The 17,474-nt window shown below is 76.2% G+C and carries 15 protein-coding genes; 4 read left to right on the top strand and 11 right to left on the bottom strand.

Annotated features, from left to right (window positions below):
- Window positions 1-72 precede the first annotated feature (72 nt).
- Entirely contained in the window at window positions 73-1,686 is a 1,614-nt protein-coding gene (locus tag ACZ6O5_RS01590) for a cellulose-binding domain-containing protein (RefSeq protein WP_465973978.1), read from the bottom strand.
- A 360-nt stretch (window positions 1,687-2,046) separates the two neighbouring features.
- Between ACZ6O5_RS01590 and ACZ6O5_RS01585 the strand changes: the two genes are divergently transcribed.
- Window positions 2,047-2,943, top strand: coding sequence for a hypothetical protein (locus ACZ6O5_RS01585; RefSeq protein ID WP_465973977.1), 897 nt, complete (start codon window positions 2,047-2,049; stop codon window positions 2,941-2,943).
- Window positions 2,944-3,019: 76 nt separating this feature from the next.
- Here the strand turns inward: ACZ6O5_RS01585 and ACZ6O5_RS01580 are convergent, their stop codons facing one another.
- The 3 genes from ACZ6O5_RS01580 to ACZ6O5_RS01570 all read right to left on the bottom strand — a co-directional run bounded on the left by ACZ6O5_RS01580 (window position 3,020) and on the right by ACZ6O5_RS01570 (window position 5,482).
- Window positions 3,020-3,490 (bottom strand): hypothetical protein, encoded by a 471-nt coding sequence (locus ACZ6O5_RS01580; protein ID WP_465973976.1) that lies wholly within the window; start codon window positions 3,488-3,490, stop codon window positions 3,020-3,022.
- Window positions 3,491-3,803: 313 nt separating this feature from the next.
- A complete protein-coding gene (locus ACZ6O5_RS01575; RefSeq protein WP_465973975.1) occupies window positions 3,804-4,478 on the bottom strand; it encodes an ABC transporter ATP-binding protein in 675 nt (224 codons plus the stop codon).
- Complete coding sequence (locus ACZ6O5_RS01570; protein ID WP_465973974.1) at window positions 4,475-5,482, bottom strand: ABC transporter permease; 1,008 nt, start codon at window positions 5,480-5,482, stop codon at window positions 4,475-4,477. The genes ACZ6O5_RS01575 and ACZ6O5_RS01570 overlap by 4 nt, the downstream gene beginning before the upstream one ends.
- Window positions 5,483-5,701: 219 nt before the next feature.
- Here ACZ6O5_RS01570 and ACZ6O5_RS01565 point away from each other — a divergent pair, with 219 nt between their 5' ends.
- Window positions 5,702-6,904 (top strand): sensor histidine kinase, encoded by a 1,203-nt coding sequence (locus ACZ6O5_RS01565; RefSeq protein ID WP_465973973.1) that lies wholly within the window; start codon window positions 5,702-5,704, stop codon window positions 6,902-6,904.
- On the top strand, window positions 6,901-7,536 hold the full coding sequence (locus tag ACZ6O5_RS01560; RefSeq protein ID WP_465973972.1) for a response regulator: 636 nt from the start codon (window positions 6,901-6,903) through the stop codon (window positions 7,534-7,536). The genes ACZ6O5_RS01565 and ACZ6O5_RS01560 overlap by 4 nt, the downstream gene beginning before the upstream one ends.
- A 37-nt stretch (window positions 7,537-7,573) precedes the next feature.
- Here the strand turns inward: ACZ6O5_RS01560 and ACZ6O5_RS01555 are convergent, their stop codons facing one another.
- The 6 genes from ACZ6O5_RS01555 to ACZ6O5_RS01530 form a co-directional block, all read right to left on the bottom strand.
- Window positions 7,574-8,401 (bottom strand): ABC transporter permease subunit, encoded by an 828-nt coding sequence (locus ACZ6O5_RS01555; RefSeq protein WP_465973971.1) that lies wholly within the window; start codon window positions 8,399-8,401, stop codon window positions 7,574-7,576.
- Window positions 8,398-9,318, bottom strand: coding sequence for an ABC transporter ATP-binding protein (locus ACZ6O5_RS01550; protein WP_357297562.1), 921 nt, complete (start codon window positions 9,316-9,318; stop codon window positions 8,398-8,400). The genes ACZ6O5_RS01555 and ACZ6O5_RS01550 overlap by 4 nt, the downstream gene beginning before the upstream one ends.
- Window positions 9,319-9,409: 91 nt before the next feature.
- A complete protein-coding gene (locus tag ACZ6O5_RS01545) occupies window positions 9,410-10,087 on the bottom strand; it encodes a response regulator transcription factor (protein WP_281942109.1) in 678 nt (225 codons plus the stop codon).
- Window positions 10,084-11,265 (bottom strand): sensor histidine kinase, encoded by a 1,182-nt coding sequence (locus ACZ6O5_RS01540; RefSeq protein WP_465973970.1) that lies wholly within the window; start codon window positions 11,263-11,265, stop codon window positions 10,084-10,086. Before ACZ6O5_RS01540 ends, ACZ6O5_RS01545 begins: the two co-directional genes overlap by 4 nt.
- Window positions 11,266-11,400: 135 nt before the next feature.
- Window positions 11,401-11,742, bottom strand: a complete 342-nt coding sequence (locus ACZ6O5_RS01535) for a DUF190 domain-containing protein (RefSeq protein WP_465973969.1) — start codon at window positions 11,740-11,742, stop codon at window positions 11,401-11,403.
- Window positions 11,739-15,965 carry a putative inorganic carbon transporter subunit DabA gene (locus ACZ6O5_RS01530; RefSeq protein WP_465973968.1) on the bottom strand — a complete coding sequence of 1,409 codons (4,227 nt, stop codon included), beginning with the start codon at window positions 15,963-15,965 and terminating at the stop codon, window positions 11,739-11,741. Before ACZ6O5_RS01530 ends, ACZ6O5_RS01535 begins: the two co-directional genes overlap by 4 nt.
- A gap of 92 nt (window positions 15,966-16,057) precedes the next feature.
- Here ACZ6O5_RS01530 and ACZ6O5_RS01525 point away from each other — a divergent pair, with 92 nt between their 5' ends.
- Window positions 16,058-16,603, top strand: coding sequence for a carbonic anhydrase (locus tag ACZ6O5_RS01525; protein WP_465973967.1), 546 nt, complete (start codon window positions 16,058-16,060; stop codon window positions 16,601-16,603).
- A gap of 13 nt (window positions 16,604-16,616) precedes the next feature.
- Here ACZ6O5_RS01525 and ACZ6O5_RS01520 read toward each other — a convergent pair whose 3' ends face one another.
- Window positions 16,617-17,453 carry a DUF6671 family protein gene (locus tag ACZ6O5_RS01520; protein ID WP_465973966.1) on the bottom strand — a complete coding sequence of 279 codons (837 nt, stop codon included), beginning with the start codon at window positions 17,451-17,453 and terminating at the stop codon, window positions 16,617-16,619.
- Window positions 17,454-17,474: the final 21 nt, after the last annotated feature.

The raw sequence follows: 17,474 nt of genomic DNA, 5'->3' as shown, positions 1-17,474 counted from the left end.
ATCCGTCCGGGTGCGTTCGCCGTCGCCGGGACGACACCGAACGCACCCGGATCGCGCCGGAGGCGGAACGGATCAGAGGGAGACGACCCGGCCGCCGAGCGTGACGACCAGCCGGCCGTCGCCGGCGAAGGACCAGCCCAGGGCGCCGGCGTAGGTGGCGCAGCGGGAGCCGTTGGCGCCGGACCAGAACTGGTTCGAGCCGTCCACGTTGCCGACCGTCTTGTCGTTCGACCCGCTGCCGCTGCGGCAGGACGTGTTGGTGCGGAAGACCGAGGTGCCCGCGTCGAACGAGAAGTTGCGCTCGGTGTTGTCGATGCTCAGGTTGTTGGAGATCGTCATCGAGCCCGGGTTCCGGTTGTAGGTGAACCCGTGCTTGCCGTTGCGGTACGCGATGGTGCGCCGGACGGTGTGGTTGACCGCGATGTCCTCGCCGCCGAGCTTGAAGCCGTTGCGGTCACCGTTGCCGTTCTGCGTGCCGTTGCTGAGCGTGCCGTTGTTGTAGGAGAGGGAGTCCTCGATGGTCACCGGGCCGATCGCGCCGGTGTCGGTCTTGGTGTACAGGTCCCAGCCGTCGTCGATGTTGTGGTGGGACACCGCGTACCGGAAGACGTTTCCGGTGCCGACGGTGAGCTTGGCGGCGAACCCGTCGGCGTCCTCGCCGTCGGAGTCGGCGTTGTCGTGTGACTCGACGCTGACCATGAGGTTGTTCGCCGGCCACTGGTCACGCGGGGTGCTGGAGGCGACCCGGGACAGTTGCAGGCCGCTGTCGCGGTTGAACCGGGTCACCGTGCGCTCGATGACGTTGTTGCTGCCGCCGACGAAGATGCCGTTGTCACCGGCGCGTTCCACCACGATCCCCCGCACGTGCCACCAGGACGCGTTCAACGCGAGACCCCGGTTGGCGGGGTCCTCGGTCATCGCGGAGAAGTTGAGGATCGGCGTCTCGCCCGGGTACGCGTACAGATTCTTGCGGGCGCTCGCGGTGCCGTTGTTGCCGGCGGCGACGGTGACGGTCTGGGCCAGGTTGTAGGTGCCGCCCCGCAGGTAGACGGTGCCGCCCGCGCCGACCCGGGTGATCGCGGCGGCGATCGTGGTGGGGTTGGCCTGGGTGCCGGCCGCGCCTGCGGTGCCGTTCGGCGCGGCGTACACCGCGCCGCTGGTCGGCGGCGGGGTGGTGGGCGACGGCGGCGGGGTGGTGGGCGAGGGCGGCGGGGTCGTCGGCCCGGGCGGCGGGGTGAGGGTTCCGCCGGGGTCGGTGGGGATGGCCCCGCCGCAGAGGACGCCGTTGACCGCGAACGAGGCGGGGACCGGGTTGCTGGTGTTGTTCCAGCCGCCGTTGAAGCCGAACGACGTGGTCGCGTTCGTGCCGAGACTGCCGTTGTAGCTGACGTTGGCGGCCCGGACCGACGCGCCGGTCTGGGTGATGTCGGCGCCCCAGGCCTGGCTGACGGTCTGACCACCGCTGAAGTTCCAGGTGACGGCCCAGCCGTTCAGCGGGTCGCCGAGGTTGGTGAGGTTGACGTTCGCGGTGAAGCCGCCGGACCACTGCGCGGTCACCGCGTAGTCGACCCGGCAGCCGGCGGCGGCCTGGGCGGGGTTCGCGCCCATCGCCAGGCCGGCGGCGGCGAGCGTGGCCGCCGCGATCGTGGACGTCCACAACGCCGCACGGCGGTGTCGGTTGATCATGGGAATTCTCCTGCGGGTGGTGGGTTCGGTGCCGCGCCGGCGTCGACACCGATGCCCGGTCGGTGCCGCCGGCGGGCCTTCCTGCTGCCCCGGACGCCCGTGTGCTCGACGGGCCGTCACGCCTCCCGCTGTGAAAGCGCTTTCAGCGCAGTCTACTGACGCACGCCGATGTGGTCAATCTCCGCCCCGACACTGAACGATCCGGCCGCGCCGGCCGTACCCATCCCCGACAGGGACATCGTCCTGAACCGCGATGCCGGAGCGGGCACGAGAGGCGATTCCTGCGTCTCACTGCGCACCGCGGAGCGGCGGCGCGGCACACGCCGCGCCGGCCCTCCAGGTCAACCAAAGGAGAGGTGCATGGCCAGGGGTACGCGCAACAACGCGGTCCTGAAACTCGGTGGGGTGGGCGCCCTCGCGGCGCTCCTGCTCGCCGGCGGACTGCAACTGGCGTCCGCCGACGAGAACGGCGGCTCGGCCGCACCGGCCGCCGCGGCACAGACCGTGAACTGCCCGACGGTACGCGACAAGCTGCCCCCGGTGCCGGCGGCGGCGAACGCCGAGGTGGAACGGGAACTGGCCAACCTGGATCAGGAGATCGCCCGGCAGAACGAGCGGTTGGCCCGGCTCGCGGTCAAGCCCGAGGGCGGCCCGAACTTCGTCAACAACGCCATCCTCGGTCCGCTGAGGAACAAGCGCACCGCCGCGCTCGACCGGATCGAGATCGCCTTCAACCGGATCGGCGCGCAGCGCCCGAACCTGGACGCGCTGGCCGGGTGCGGGCTCAACGCCGCCGGCGTGCCGAGCGCCGTCAACGGCGGCGCCGGCCAGGGCGGCGCGACCGGCGGACAGAACGGGGCCGGCGGACAGAACGGGGCCGGCGGACAGAACGGGGCCGGCGGACAGAACGGGGCCGGCGGACAGAACGGTGAGGGCGGACAGAACGGAGGGGCGGCGACCGGGGCGGCCCGGACCGTGAACTGCCCCGGGGTGCGGCTCCCCGCCGTCCCCGCGGCGGCGGCGGCCCAGGTGCGGGCCGAGCTGGCCACACTGGACAACCAGATCGCCGAGGCGAACGCCCGCCTGGCCCGGCTCGCGGTCCGGCCCGAGGGCGGGCCGGCGTTCATCGACAACGCCATCCTCGGCCCGCTGAAGAGCAAGCGTGGCGCCGCGCTCGACCGCATCGAGATCGCCTTCAACCGGGTCGGCGCGCAGCGCCCGAACCTGGACGCGCTGGCCGCCTGCGGCCTGAACTGAGGTGATTGCCGGGGCCCCTTCCTATCGCCCAGGCGTTAGGAAGGGGCCCCGGCAATCCCGCGGGGCGGGCTGGCGGCTAGGCCTCGGTGGAGGCGTCGTGTGCCCGGAGCGTCGAGCGCACCACGGCGCGGACCCCGCCGGCAACCAACAGGCCGAAGCCGGTGGCCATCAGCGGCAGCCCGACCCCGAACGGCAGCTCCGCGATCCAGTTGATGCTGCCGCGCTCCCGGAACTCGGCGAAGCTCGCCGCGACCACGGCCAGCGCGAACGTCAGCGCGCCGACGGCCGCGGTCAACGCGGTCAGCGCGGCGCCCGGGTACGCCCGCGCCCAACCGCCGGCCACCAGCGCCACCAGCAGCCAGCCCAGCGTCAACAGGGTCCAGCCGCCGCCGGTGCTCAACGACGCGTACGCCCAGCCGGAGAAGGACCAGGAGTAGCCGGCCGAGACGCGGAACCACGGCGACAGATAGCCCACCGTGGCCAGCAGCGCGCCGAGCACGACCACGGCGTCCGGCGCGAACGATGGCCTGATGTCCTGCGTCGTCACGCCGGCCACCGTAGCCGACGCCGGCCACCACCGCCGACGGCCCGGGGTGGTGCTGCGGTACCCGGACCGGGCAGCAGGCGGGATTTCGGACCGGCCGAGGCTGGAAGCCGTCACCGAAGCCGGGACGAGGAGTTCCCGCGACCCGCCGACCGTTCCGCGCTCGCCGCCGGCGCGCTGGCCGTGCTGACCGCCACCGCCCTGGGCGTGCCCGCCGCGTCCGCCGCGCCCACCCGGGCCGAGCGACCCGACGTCGTCCAGCAGCACCTCTGCGGCCGGTAGCGCCGGCGGCGGAAGGTAGCGCCGGCTGTACCACTCAGGTCGCGTCGCGCAGACGGCCGTCGCGCATCGCCACGATCCGGTCGGCGGCGGCGAGGTGGTCGCGGTCGTGGGTGACAAGCACCGTGGCGGTGCCCCACTCGCGGGTGAGCCGGCCGATCAGGTCGATGACGGCGGCGCCCCGCTCGTGGTCGAGCGCGCTTGTCGGCTCGTCGACGAGCAGGACGACCGGGTCGTTCATCAGGGCGCGGGCAATGTTGACCCGCTGGCGCTGGCCGCCGGAGAGCTGGTGCGGGCGCCGACCGGCCTGGGCGGCGAGCCCGACCGCGTCGAGCAGCTCCCGCGCCCGGTCGCGGGCCCCGGCCGGCGACCGGCCGGAAAGGGTGGCCATCACCTGGAGCTGCTCGGCGGCGGTCAGCGACGGCAGCAGGTTGGGCTGCTGGAAGACGATGCCGATCGCGCGCCGGCGCAGCGCGGCGAGCGCGCCGCGGCCCAGCCCGGTGGTGGCGACGCCGTCGACGTGGACGGCGCCGGCGTCCGGGGCGACGAGCGTGGCGGCGACCGCGAGCAGGCTGGACTTGCCCGACCCGGACGGGCCGACCACGGCGGTCAGGTCGCCCTTCGCGACCGAGAGCGTCACGTGGTCGAGCGCGGTGAGCCGGTTCTCGCCGTCCGGGTAGGTGAGCGTGACGTCGGTCAGGTCGAGGCTCATCGGGCGCTCCCCAGTGCGGTGAGCGGGTCGACGGCGGTGATGCGGCGCACGGACAGGGCGGCGCCGAGCATGCCGAGGAGCACCATCACGGTGGCCGGGACGGCGACGGTGGCGGGCGTCAGCACGAACGGCACGTCCGAGCCGGAGACCAGCACGCCGAGCCCGGCGGCCAGGCCGGTGCCGAGCGCGGTGCCGCCGACCAGCAGGACGCCGGCCTGCCCGAGCGCGTCGACGAGCAGGGCGGCGGTGGAGGCGCCGAGGGCCTTCAGGACCGCGACGTCGCCGCTGCGCTGGATCGTCCACACCGTGAAGAAGGCGCCGATGACCAGGGCGGAGATGGCGAACAGGAAGCCGCGCATGAGTTGGAGCGAACCGTTCTCCGAGCGGTAGGAGCCGATCGCGGCCAGCGAGTCGCCGGTGCGGACCGTCCGGGTGCCGGCGGCCCGGTCGGTGGCGGCCACGTCCACGCCGGCGGTGGTGCGCAGCGCGATCACGGTGGCGGTGTCCGGGTCGGCGTTGCCGGTCCGCCGCCACGAGTCGAGGCTGGTCCACACCACCGGGGTGTGGCTGAAGGAGGCGTCGCCGCGGACCGCCGCCACGGTCAGCTCCCGGCCGGCCACGGTGAGGCGGTCGCCGACGCGCAGACCCAGGTCGGTGGCGGCCGGGGTGGACAGCACCGCGGTGTGGTCGTCGAGGTCGCCGGGGGCGAGGCGGGAGCCGGCCCGGACACCGAACACGGAGACGGCGGCGCTGCGGCCACCGGCGGTGACCCGGGTGGTGCCGATGCCCAGCGGCTCGGCTGCGGTGACGCCGGGCGTGTCGGCCCAGCGCTGCCACTGCCGGCGCGTGACGGTCGAGTCGGCGTACGACGGCTGCGGGCCGCCGAAGGCGATCCGGTCGGCGGGCAGGCCGGTGATCGCGGAGGTGTTCTGCCGGCCCAGCCCGGCGGTCAGCCCGGACAGCAGGCCGACCAGCAGGGTGATCAGCACGATGACGGTTCCCATCAGGGCGAAGCGCCCCTTGGCGAACCTGAGGTCTCTCCAGGCGACGAACACGGGCGACGCGGTCCTTTCGACGGCGGGGTGGTCGCTTCCACGGTCGTCGCCGGAGGCCGGCCCGGGCATCCGGCGGTGGACGGCACTTCCCGGGCGGAACGGCGGTGGGCCGGTTACACCTTTCGACAGATCCCCGCCGACCTGCGCCTCCTCTAGGCTGGGAGGGCCGTGACCGCCGTTCCCGCCCTGACCTCCACCGCCCGCGTACTGGCCTGGTGCCTGCACCTGCTGGTGGGTGTCCTCTTCGCGCTCGCCGGCCTCCGGGCCGTCGTCACCGGGCAGCCGCACGCGCCGGTGATCGCCGCGGTCGCGGCGGCGGGCCTGCTGACGTACGCGGCCGGGGCGCTGCGGCCCGGCGTCCACCGCTCCCGACGGGCCGCCGGCTGGTGGCTGGCCGCGGTCGGTGTCGGGTGGCTGGCGTTGACCGTGCTGACCGTGGACGGGCTGTGGCTCGCGTTCCCGCTCTACCTGTTGCAACTGCACCTGCTGTCCCGGCGCGCCGGACCGGTCGCCGTCGCGGTGACCGCCGTGGTGGCCGTCGTCGCCTTCGCCGCCCATCGGGGCGCGGTCAGCGTGGCGGGCACGGTCGGGCCGGTGCTCGGCGCCGCGGTCGCGGTGGCGGTGGTCCGGGGCTACCAGGCGCTCTACCGGGAGAGCGAGCGCCGCCGGCGGCTGATCGAGGAGCTGACCGCCACCCGCGCCGACCTGGCCCGGGCGCAGCACGAGGCCGGGGTGGCGGCGGAACGCGAGCGGCTGGCCGCCGAGATCCACGACACGCTGGCGCAGGGCCTGACCAGCATCCAGTTGCTGCTGCGCGCCGCCGGCCGGGTGCTGCCGGACCGGCCGGACACCGCCGCCCGCCACGTCGAGCAGGCCCGGCAGGCGGCGGCGGACAACCTCGCCGAGGCCCGGCGCTTCGTCGCCGCGCTCACCCCACCGGCGTTGGACGACGCCACGCTGGCCGACGCGCTGCGACGCCTCTGCGCCACCACCGGCGCCCGGCACCGGCTCGCCGCCCGGTTCGCGGTCACCGGGGCCCCGGTGACGCTGCCGACCGCGTACGAGGTCGCGCTGCTGCGCGTCGCCCAGGCGGCGCTGGCCAACACCGTGCGTCACGCCCGGGCCACCACCGTCGAGGTGACGCTCGGCTACCGCGCCGACCGGGTGACCCTGGACGTGACCGACGACGGCGGCGGGTTCGACCCCGAGCGGCTGCCCGATCCGGGGCCCGACGGCGGTGGGTTCGGCCTCGCCGCCATGCGGGCGCGGACCCGCGCGCTCGGCGGCGCCCTGACCGTGTCCGCCGCGCCCGGCCGCGGCGCCACCGTGTCGGCCCGGCTCCCCCGCACCCCGCCCGGCGGGCGGCCGTGACCGACGCGCCGGTCCGGCTGCTGATCGCCGACGACCACCCGGTCGTCCGGGCCGGGCTGCGCGCCGTGCTGGAGACCGAGCCGGGCCTGGTCGTGGTGGCCGAGGCGGCCACCGCCGAGGCGGCGGTGGCCCGCGCCGCTGACGGCGATGTCGACGTGGTGCTGATGGACCTACGCTTCGGCGCCGGCCTGAGCGGGGTCGACGCGACCGCCGCCATCACCGCCCGGCCGCACGCGCCCCGGGTACTGATCGTCACGACCTACGACAGCGACGCGGACACGCTGCCCGCGATCGAGGCCGGCGCGACCGGCTACCTGCTCAAGGACGCCTCCCCGGACGAGCTGGCCGCCGCCGTGCGGGCCGCCGCCGCCGGCCGTGCCGCGCTGGCTCCGGCCGTCGCGAACCGGCTGGTGAACCGGCTGCGCACGCCGGACACGGCGCTGACCCGGCGGGAGACGGAGGTGCTCGGCCTGGTCGCGGACGGGCTGTCCAACCAGGCCGTCGGCCGCCGCCTGCACCTGACCGAGGGCACGGTCAAGTCGCACCTGTCGCGCATCTACACCAAGCTGCGCGTCGACTCCCGCACCGCGGCGGTCGCCGCCGCCATCGACCTCGGCATCCTCCGCCGCTGACCGGCCGCGCGGTTCCGCGACCGGCCGGCGGCGCCGGTCAGGCGTCCCGGCGGCGCAGCAGGACCAGGGCGGCGCCGAGCAGGACGACAAGCCAGGCCGCGAGGACGGCCGCGCCGGCGCCCGGGGAGAGCAGGTCGCCGCCCCCGCCCACGCTCATGAACGCCTGCCCGGCGTTGGACGGCAGGTACGGCGAGATCCGCTCCGACCAGCTCTCCGGCAGCAGCGACACCACTCCCGGCACGACCAGCAGCAGCGCGACCACGCTGGTCAGCGCGCCGGCGGTGGTGCGCAGCAGCGAGCCGAGCGCCGCACCGAGCACACCGACGGCCGCGAGGTAGCCGGCCGTGCCGAGCACCGCGCGCAGCACGCCGTCGTCGGAGAGGGAGATGCCCTGGTCGCCCAGGATCGCCTGCCCGCCGAGGAAGGTGAGCAGCGTGGTCGGCACCAGCACGGCCAGCACGACGCCGGCCAGCACGACGACCTTGCCGGCGAGCACCGGCCAGCGGGTCGGCACCGCGGCGAGGGACGAGCGGATCATGCCGGTGCCGTACTCGCCGGCGGCCAGCAGCACACCGAGCGTGCCGACGAGCAGTTGGGCGAGGTTGACGCCGCCGAGGCTGGCGCCGAGCGGGTCGAGCGACGACGGCCCGCCGGGCGGCGCCGGGGTGCCCGGCTCGATCGTGGCGTCGGCCAGGAACGTCGAGAAGCCGAGCCCCAGCGCGGCGAACACCACCACGGTCGCGGCCAACATGATCAGCGACGAGCGCAGGGACCGGAACTTGATCCATTCGCTGCGGACCACCCGGGGGACGGTGATCCGGGCGTCGGTCGGCACGGTGGTGGCGGGTGGGGCCGCGGTGGTCATCGGTCAGCTCCTTCGGTGGCGCCGACGTACTCGACGGCGTCGCGGGTCATGGTCATGAACGCCTCTTCGAGCGACGCCTCGGTGGGGGTCAGCTCGTGCAGGGTGAGCCCGGCGGCGGCGGCCCGGTCGCCGATCGCCTCGGGGCGCAGTCCGCTGACGTCCAGCACGCCGGGCTCGCCGCCGGTGATGGTGACGTCCGGGCCGGCCAGCAGGTCGCGCAGCGCCGTGGCCTGGGGTGAGCGCACCCGTACGGTGCCGCGGGAGGCCCGGCGGGTGAACTCGGCGAGCGACACGTCGGCGATCAGCCGGCCCCGGCCGACCACGATCAGGTGCTCGGCGGTCTGGGCCATCTCGCTCATCAGGTGCGAGGAGACGAAGACCGTCCGGCCCTCGGCGGCGAGGCCCTTGAGCAGGCCGCGGATCCACCGGATGCCGTCCGGGTCGAGGCCGTTGACCGGCTCGTCGAGCATCACCACCGCCGGGTCGCCGAGCAGCGCGCCGGCGATGCCCAGCCGCTGACCCATGCCGAGCGAGAACCCGCCGGCCCGCCGGCCGGCCACCTCACGCAGCCCGACCAGGTCGATCACCTCGTCGACGCGGCGGCGGCCGATGCCGTGCGTGGCGGCTACGGCGAGCAGATGGTTGCGGGCGGACCGGCCGGTGTGCACCGCCTTGGCCTCCAGCAGCGCGCCGACCTGGCGCAGCGGGTCCCGGTGCGCGACGTAGCGGCGGCCGTTGACCCGTACGGTCCCGGCGGTCGGCGCGTCCAGGCCGAGGATCATCCGCATGGTGGTGGACTTGCCGGCGCCGTTGGGACCGAGGAAACCGGTCACCACGCCGGGTCGGACGGTGAAGGTCAGGGCGTCGACGGCGAGCTTGTCGCCGTACCGTTTGCTCAGGTCGTGGGCTTCGATCATGTGCTCAACCCTGGCCCGCGTACCCCGGCCGGCGCGTCGGCCGGACGCGGACACCTGCGCGTACCGCGAACGCGGTACGCGGACGGTCCGGCTACCGCGCCGGTGGGTCGGCCCGGACCAGGCCGCTCTGGTAGGCGATCACCACCAGTTGGGCCCGGTCCCGGGCGTCGAGCTTGGCCATCGCGCGGTTGACGTGGGTCTTGGCGGTCAGCGGGGAGACCACCAGCCGCTGGGCGATCTGCTCGTTGCTCAGCCCGGCGGCGACCAGCGTGACCACCTCGCGTTCCCGCTCGGTGAGCACCCGCAGCCGCTCCGGGGTGGCCCCGGGCCGCGGGTCGGGCTGGGCCAGGAACCGGGCGATCAGCCCACGGGTCGCCTTCGGGGACAGCAGCGCCTCCCCGGCCGCGACGGTACGGATCGCGTCGAGCAGCTCGGCCGGTTCCACGCCCTTGCCGAGGAAGCCGCTGGCGCCGGCGCGCAGCGCCTCGAAGACGTACTCGTCGACCTCGAACGTGGTCAGGATCAGCACCCGTACGCCGGCCAGGTCCTCGTCGGCGGTGATCTCCCGGGTGGCGGCCAGGCCGTCGAGGTCGGGCATCCGGATGTCCATCAGCACCACGTCGGCGCGGGTGGCGCGGGCCCGTTCGACCGCCTCGCGCCCGGTGGCGGCCTCCCCCACCACGCACAGGTCCGGCGCGGAGTCGACGAGCGCGCGGAAGCCGGCGCGGATGAGGGTCTGGTCGTCGGCGAGCAGCACCCGGACGGTCATGCCACCTCCTGCGGGATCGGGGCGGGCAGTTCCGCGCGGACCCGGAAGCCGCCGCCGGGCCCGGCGCCGGCGTGGAACGCGCCGCCCACCGCCTCGGCCCGCTCCCGCATCCCGAGCAGGCCGAGACCGGTTCCCTGGTCGCCGGTTCCGCTCGGGCCGGGCCCGTCGTCGCGGATCTCCACCACCACGCCGGCGCCGGTGTACGTGACGCCGACGGTGACGGCCGCGCCGGGCGCGTGCCGGTGGGCGTTGGTCAGCGACTCCTGGACGATCCGGTAGGCCGCCACGTCGACCGTGCTGGGCAGCGGCCGGGGCCGGCCGGTCAGGGTCCAGCGCACCGGCTGGACGGCGGCGAAGCCGTCGACGAGGGCGTCGAGGCGGCCCAGGCCGGGCGTCGGCTCGGTCGGCGCGTCCGGCTCGCCGCGCCTGAGCAGGCCGAGCAGGGTGGCCAGCTCGTCCAGCACGGTACGGGTCGCGGACCGGACGTGCCCGAGCGCCTCCTCGGCCGCGTCCGGCCGCTCCCGCAGCAGGTGCCCGGCCACCCCGGCCTGCACGTTGATCAGCGCGATCTGGTGGGCCACCACGTCGTGCAGCTCCCGGGCGATCCGGAGCCGTTCCTCCACCACCCGCCGGCGGGCCTCCTCCTCGCGGGTCCGCTCGGCCCGCCGCGCCCGCTCCTCCAGCACCGCCACGTAGGCCCGCCGGCTGCGGACCGCGTCGCCGGCCGCCACCGCGACGCCGAACCAGAGCAGCAGCACCACGACCGCCGGGTCCAGCCAGCCCACCCCGAGCGCGACGACCGCGCCGCCGCCGAGCACCAGGCCGCTCGCCGCGCCGGCCGCCACCGCGGTCCGCCGGTCGGTCCGGGTCGCCACCGTGTACGCGGCCAGCGCCACGGTCAGCACGAACGGCCCCCGCGCCTGTTGCACCAGCAGCGCGGTGACCGCCGTGGCGGTGACCAGCGCGAGCACCGGCAACGGGTGGCGGCGGCGCAGCACCAGCGCGCCGCAACCGGCCAGCGCGAGCAGCACCGCGCCGACGGTCAGCGGGTCACGCGGGGGCCCGCCGGGCGGGTTCACCGGGAGCAGGCTGACCACGAAGAGCAGCGCGGCCAGCAGCGCATCGGTCACGGTCGGGTGTGCCCGGGCCACCCGACGCCACCGCGCGACGCGTCCCATGCGCTCACCGTACGACACCGCTCGGGCGGGCACCCCGACGGGACGGATCCCGCCGGGACGCCCGCCCGGGTCGCCGGGTCGACCCCTACCGTCGCGCCACCCGCCGGGCGGGCGGCCGGAGATCGTCCCCGGCGGTCACTCCGCCGCCCGGTCGGCGCCGAAGTACTCGGGTCGGCTGACCCAGGCGTCGCTGACGAACATCACGCCGGGCCGCTGGGCCAGGATGTCGCGCAGCCCGGTGACCACCGGCTCGGCCCGGCCCGGCGGAAGCACGGCGATGACCATGACGAGTCCGGCCCGGTCGTTGAAGAGCAGCCGCCCCTCGTGGGTGCCGTGGTGGCCGAAGCCGGAGACGCCGCTCAGGCTGGTCCAGCCGCTCACCCCGGAGGAGTGCAGCAGGGTGCGGACCGCGTCGGCGTCGTCGGCCCGCGTGACGACCTCCACCTTGACCATGCGGGTCAGTCCCAGTTCGTTCATGCCGTGTACTCCTTCTCCGTCGCGGGCGCCGGGTGGCGCGCGGGCGGCTCGGTGGCGGGTGCGTGGCGCGGGGCGGGCAGCGCCCGCCACGATCCACCCGGCGCGGGCTCGGACCACGCGCCGGTGCCGGGGTCGACGACGGTCAGCGACAGCCACCCGCCGTCGACCAGGTGGCGCAGCCCGGGGTTGCGGCCCAGCACCGCGTCGACCAGGCGGTGCGGGGCGCGGATCACCGCGAGCAGCCGCAGCGGCTCGTGCGCCGGCCGCGTGCCGTCGGCGACCGACTGGAGCGGCAGTCCGAGGCGCAGGTCGCCGCCGGATCCGGAGAGGACGCCGAGCGCGTCGCCGAGCACGGTGTGCACGGTCTTGGTGCCCGCGCCGAGCCGCTGCGGGTCGACCGTGGAGAAGTAGTACTGGAGGTTGATCCAGGCGGCCACCACGAGCGGGCCGGTCATGATCGCCTCCAGCGCCGCCGCGTCCCGGTCGCCGGTCCAGTCGTAGGAGTGCAGGAACGTCCGGCAGCCGAGGTCGACGCCGGCGGTCAGCTCGCGGGGCGCGGCGACGAACGCGGCGTTGCCGGCCAGCGCCCACTCCGGGCGGACCTGCGCCCAGTCCCCGGCCCGCCGGGGCAGGCGGCGCGGACGTGGCCGGCCGGGCAGTCGCGCGGCCCGTTCCGCGCGCAGCCGCGCGCCCGCCCCGGCCAGCCGGCCGACCAGTTCCTGGACCGCCGGTCGCAGCCCGGCGGGCACGGCGTCCACGTCGAACAGCCGCACCTCGTCGGTGACGGTGTCGTGCTCACCGGCCAGCACGTGCGTGCCGTCGGGCAGGTGGATGCCCCGGTCGGTGAGGGCCGCGCGCACCTCGGGCCGGTTGAGCATCCCGGCGACGAGACGGGCGCTCACCCCGCCCCGGTTGCCGCCGCAGGCGCCGCAGTCCAGCGCGGCGGCGTACGGGTTGTTGGCGCTGGTGGCGCCGTGCCCGCAGAGCAGCACCAGCGGTGCGAAGCCGGCGGTGAGCCCGATCGTGCGCAGCGTCGCCTCCGCGTAGTAGACCTGTTCGTCGAGGCTCATGGCGGTGGTCAGGTCGGCGACGGTCGGTGCGGTGTGGTCGGCGGGCGGCACGAACCGGCCCGGGGCGGCGGCCCGCAGGAGCAGGGCGGCGGTGGCGAGCACGCCGGCGACCTCGACGAAGGCGAACGCGCCGACCGGGTTCGCCTTGGCGGCGGCGTAGGCGCGTCGCCAGGCCTGCCGCGAGCGCGCCGGGTGGCCGGCCCGGGCCGCCTCGACGGTGGCCACCGGTCGCATGAGGACCGGGCAGCGGTCCCGCCCGCGCCGGGCGCCGGCGGTCACGGTACGCACGGGCAGGCCGAAGAAGCCGGCGAAGCCGTACGTGTCGACCGGCCCGGTCGCCTCCAGGTGGCGGCGCAGGCCCTCGCTGCGCACGTCGATGCAGAACACCGCCTGGGTGAGCGCCGGGGCGTCGACGGCCGGCCGGTCCACGCCCCGGTCCAGCCGGTACCGCAGCCGACGCCGGTACGCGTGCTCGGCGGCGGCGAGCCACACCTCGGACTGCCGGGACGGGGTCAACTGGCAGGCCACGTCCCGCAGCGTGGCCACGGTCTCCCCGGGCAGGCAGGCCAGCGTGGCGACGTCGACGTCGAGCGCGCCGGCGAGTCGGGCGAGCGCCTCCGGGGTGATCCCGGCGGACCTGGGGAGCGTGGTGGGTGTCGCGGCGGCGATCGAGTCCAGCACCGGGGGCAGCTCCAGGTGGCGCTGGGCGGCGGCGCCGGCGAGCGCGTACTCGTAGGTGAGGCGCACGGCGAGCAGGTCCAGCGGGCTCAGTGCCGGCCCCGGCCCGGGGTTGGCCTGGGCCCAGCGGGCGTGCCCGGCCCAGCCGGGCAGCCGGAGCAGGGACCGGGACAGGTAGGTGGACCAGGCCGCCGGCGGCACACCCATCGCGCGCAGGAGCACCGCGACGGCCTGCTCGGGCGCCTCGGGCAGGGCGTCGACGAGCGTCGCGAAGCCGGTGACGCCCCACCGGGCCAGCGCCGGATCGGCGCCGGCCATCCGCCGCCAGCGCGCCCAGCAGCCCGCGTCCGCCGGGCCGGGCACCGGCCAGAGCGCCGCCGGGCGTCCGCTGTGCGCCGCGCACCAGGCGGCCACCAGGTCGTCGACGTCCGCGGTGGTCCGGGTGCCCAGCGCCCGGTCGAGCGTCTCGGCGAGGGTGTGCGGTCCGGCCTCGCCCGGGGTGCGGGGGCGGGGCCGCGCGGGCAGCTCGGCGAGCCGGCGCCGCGCCACTGCGAGCAGGTCGGCCGGTGGGGGCGGCCCGTCGTGCACCGGCTGGCTCAGCACGGCCAACTGGAGGTCGGTGACGTCGAGCCGCCGGTGGCCGAGCGGGACCGCACCGGCGACGCGTGGTGGTGGCGGCGGGAGCACGGCGGTGAGGTCGGCCGGGGTGATCCGCCCGTCGCGCAGCCGCTGCCGGTACTCGGCGGCCGGCAGGTGGGTCCGCGTACCGGCGAGGCCCCGCAGCTCGGCGGTGGCCCGGGCGAACGGCACGCGTTCCCGGCCGGCGAGCGGGTTCACCGCGACGAAGGCGTCCAGCGGTCCGACGGCGCCGACGTGGTCGGCGGCGGTGGTCGCCGCGGCGACGACCCGGGCGCCGTCCGAGCGGTCGAGCAGGCCGGGGCGCGGCACGGTGAGCGCCGCCGGGGTCGGCCCGCCGGGCGGGGCCGTCCGGCGGGCCCGCGGGATGGCGGCGCCGTCGTGCCAGGCCCACCACCAGAGCGTGGCGCTCGGCCGGCGGCGCAGCACGGCTCCGGCGACGGCCACCACGGCGAGCACGCACGCCACGGCGCCGACGCCGAGCAGGCTCGTCCCGGTCGGCAGCGCCAGCCAGCGGTCGACCGCCCGCCCGGCGACCAGATGTCCGCCGGCCAGCGCCGCCACGGTGACGGTGAGGGCAGCGGCGGTACGGGCCGGCAGCGCGCGGTCGGCGAGGGCGGACCACACGGCGGCGAGCGCGGCGGCGGCGACCAGCGCGGCGCTCAGCGCGCCGTTCGCTGTGGTGCCGAGCAGCAGTTCGGTGGCGAGCACGGTGACGATCACCGTCGCGGCGGCGAGGACGCGGGACCGGGTGGGCGGCGGGCCCTCCGGTCGTGGCGTGCCGGCGGCGCGGGCCTGCGCCTGGAGCGTGCCGCCGGCGGAGAGGAACGCGTACGCCTTGTAGACGGCGTGCCCGACCAGGTGTACGGCGGCCAGCCCGAACGCGCCGAGCCCGCACTGGGTGAGCATGAACCCCATCTGCGCGACGGTGGACCGGGCGAGGGTGCCCTTGACGTCGGTGCGCACCGCGGCGAACAGCAGCCCCGAGACGGCGGTGACGAGGCCGACGAGCACCATCGCCGGCATCATCCCGGGCGCGGCGGTGACCACCGGCGCCAGTGTGATCATGAGGAACCCGGCGACGTTGACCATTCCGGCGTGCAGGAACGCCGAGACCGGGGTCGGCGCGTCCAGGGTGGACGGCAGCCAGTGGTGCGCCGGCACCTGCGCCGACCGGACCATGGCGGCCACCAGCAGCAGCGCGCCGGCGGTGGCGAGCAGCCACCCGGGCCGCTCGCCGGCGGTGGCGCGCACCGCGTCCAGGTCGGCGTCACCGGCGGGCGTGACCAGCAGCGCGAGGCCGGCGACCAGGGCGGCGTCGCCGACGAGGAACAGTCGCCGGGTCCGGCGGGCGGCGGCCCGCACCCGGGGCTGGTCCCGGTAGTGGCCGATGAGGCCGACCAGCAGGTGCCCGGCCGCGATCCAGCCGACGGCCATCTGCACCAGGCTGGGCGCGGTGGCCATCACCAGTGTCGCGGTGGTGGCCGCCGCCACCCGGGCCTGGAGCGCGCGGGCGCCCGGCTCGCCGTCGAGGTAGCGGCGCGCGTAGCCGGCGACGACGGCGGCCAGCCCGCAGACCAGCAGCACGAACAGCGCGGTGAACCGGTCGACGCGGACGCCGACGGAGAACGCCGGCCCGAGCGTGTCGACGCGGGTGAACACGCCCGGTACGGCCGGGTCGGCCGCCACCCGGACCAGCAGCGCGGTGGCCGCCACCGCGCTGAGACCGAGCAATCCGCCCACCACCCGGGCGGCCCGGCGCGGGTCGGGCACCGCCAACGCGCCGAGCACCGCCGACGCGGGCCCGATCAGGACTCCCAGGACCAGTGCGACGTCCATCGCCACCTCCTTCAGACAAGCGCACTCTATTACACGATTTCTAATTCGTGTATCGTGAGACGCACGACAGTGGCTCGTCACGAGGAGCAGTGATGGACATGACCGGATCGCCGCCGCGGGGATGGCCCGTCAGCCCGAGCTTCGCCCTCGCCCGGCTGCGGGCGGGACACCACCGGTTCCGGGTGGGTGCGGCGCCCACGCCGTTCGCCCCGGCCGGCGCCCCGGTGGCGGCGGTCCTCTCCTGCGCCGATCCGCAGCCGGAAGCGGTGACGGTGTTCGGCGGCGCCGACGTGTTCGCGGTCCGTGCCGCCGGTCTGAGCACCGGGCCCTCGGTGCGGGGCAGCCTGGAGTACGCGGTCGGTCACCTCGGCACACCGCTGGTGGTGGTGCTCGGCCACACCACCTGTTCGCTGCCGCACGGCAGCGGACCCGAACGGGTGCGCGCCACGCTCGCCGCGCTGCGCCGGCACTCCCCCCTGCTCGACCAGGCGGTCCGCGCCGGCCGCTGCGGCCTGCACGGCATGGTCTGGCACGACGCGGAGCTGACGCTCGTCGAGGTGCGTCCCAGCGCCCCGCCCCCGGTCCGGCGCGTCGGCCGCCTGCGACCGCCGAACCGGGCCGGGGCCCGGCTGGCCTGAACCGGGACGGCGCTCAGGGGTTGCAGCGCGGGCAGGACCCCGGGTCGGCCGCACTGGCCACCGGACGACGCTCGCGGTACGGGCACCGGACACATCCGGAGACCCGCACCGCCGCCTGGTGGGTGGGCGTACCGCAGTCCCGGCAGGGCAGGCCGGCCTCCGTGCCGAGCGGGCCGAACCCGGGCGCGACGCATTCCGGACAGGCCGTGGCGAGCCGCCGGGCCAGGCCCAGCCCGGCGGCGGCGATCACCCGCATCCGGGTCGGGTTGACGTGGGCCCGCAGGTCCGCCGCGAGCACGGCGTCGCCGTCGGCGGCTGCCCGACGCAGCGCGGCGAACACGTCACCGAGCCGCCGCAGGCCCTTCTCCGGCCGGCCCGCGCCCCGCGCCGGCCGGACGACGACGGCGTGGTGCGGGAAGCCGACCCGGCGCAGGAAGGCCACCACCACGCTCCGGTCCCGACCGTCGGTGGTGAGCTGCGCGTGGTTGGTCTCCAGGCTGACCACGGACTCCACCACGGCGAGGCCGGACCGGTCGTCGACAAGCGCGACGTACTCCACGTCGGCGGGCACGCCGGGCAGCGTCGGGTGCGGACCGAACGCCCCCTCGCTGGCCAGGCCGACCGGGCATCCGGTGGCGGACATCCCGAGCCGCGCCTTGCGCAGCACGGTCTCCCGCGCGGTGCCGGGCCGGGGCACCTCACCGGTGAACGTGCCGAGCGCGTCGGTGTCCACCGCCGCCACCCGCAGTCCCAGGCCCAGCCGGCGGCGCAGCGGCGGGCGGAGCGCCCACTGCTTGCCGTGCATGGTCGCCAGCGCCGCCGTCACACCACGGAACGGGGAGCCCTCCACTCCCCGGACCCTACCCGACAG

It is taken from the genome of Micromonospora sp. NPDC049201 (assembly GCF_055586805.1).
This window is presented reverse-complemented; position numbering and strand designations above follow the sequence as displayed.

Bases quoted from the DNA above. Each gene is read 5' to 3' on its own strand.
- ACZ6O5_RS01525 (WP_465973967.1), top strand. From the start codon at position 16,058: ATGGACATGACCGGATCGCCGCCGCGGGGATGGCCCGTCAGCCCGAGC.
- ACZ6O5_RS01530 (WP_465973968.1), bottom strand. From the start codon at position 15,965: ATGGACGTCGCACTGGTCCTGGGAGTCCTGATCGGGCCCGCGTCGGCG.
- ACZ6O5_RS01550 (WP_357297562.1), bottom strand. From the start codon at position 9,318: ATGATCGAAGCCCACGACCTGAGCAAACGGTACGGCGACAAGCTCGCC.
- ACZ6O5_RS01545 (WP_281942109.1), bottom strand. From the start codon at position 10,087: ATGACCGTCCGGGTGCTGCTCGCCGACGACCAGACCCTCATCCGCGCC.
- ACZ6O5_RS01575 (WP_465973975.1), bottom strand. From the start codon at position 4,478: ATGAGCCTCGACCTGACCGACGTCACGCTCACCTACCCGGACGGCGAG.
- ACZ6O5_RS01540 (WP_465973970.1), bottom strand. From the start codon at position 11,265: ATGGGACGCGTCGCGCGGTGGCGTCGGGTGGCCCGGGCACACCCGACC.
- ACZ6O5_RS01585 (WP_465973977.1), top strand. From the start codon at position 2,047: ATGGCCAGGGGTACGCGCAACAACGCGGTCCTGAAACTCGGTGGGGTG.
- ACZ6O5_RS01570 (WP_465973974.1), bottom strand. From the start codon at position 5,482: ATGGGAACCGTCATCGTGCTGATCACCCTGCTGGTCGGCCTGCTGTCC.
- ACZ6O5_RS01555 (WP_465973971.1), bottom strand. From the start codon at position 8,401: ATGACCACCGCGGCCCCACCCGCCACCACCGTGCCGACCGACGCCCGG.
- ACZ6O5_RS01590 (WP_465973978.1), bottom strand. From the start codon at position 1,686: ATGATCAACCGACACCGCCGTGCGGCGTTGTGGACGTCCACGATCGCG.
- ACZ6O5_RS01535 (WP_465973969.1), bottom strand. From the start codon at position 11,742: ATGAACGAACTGGGACTGACCCGCATGGTCAAGGTGGAGGTCGTCACG.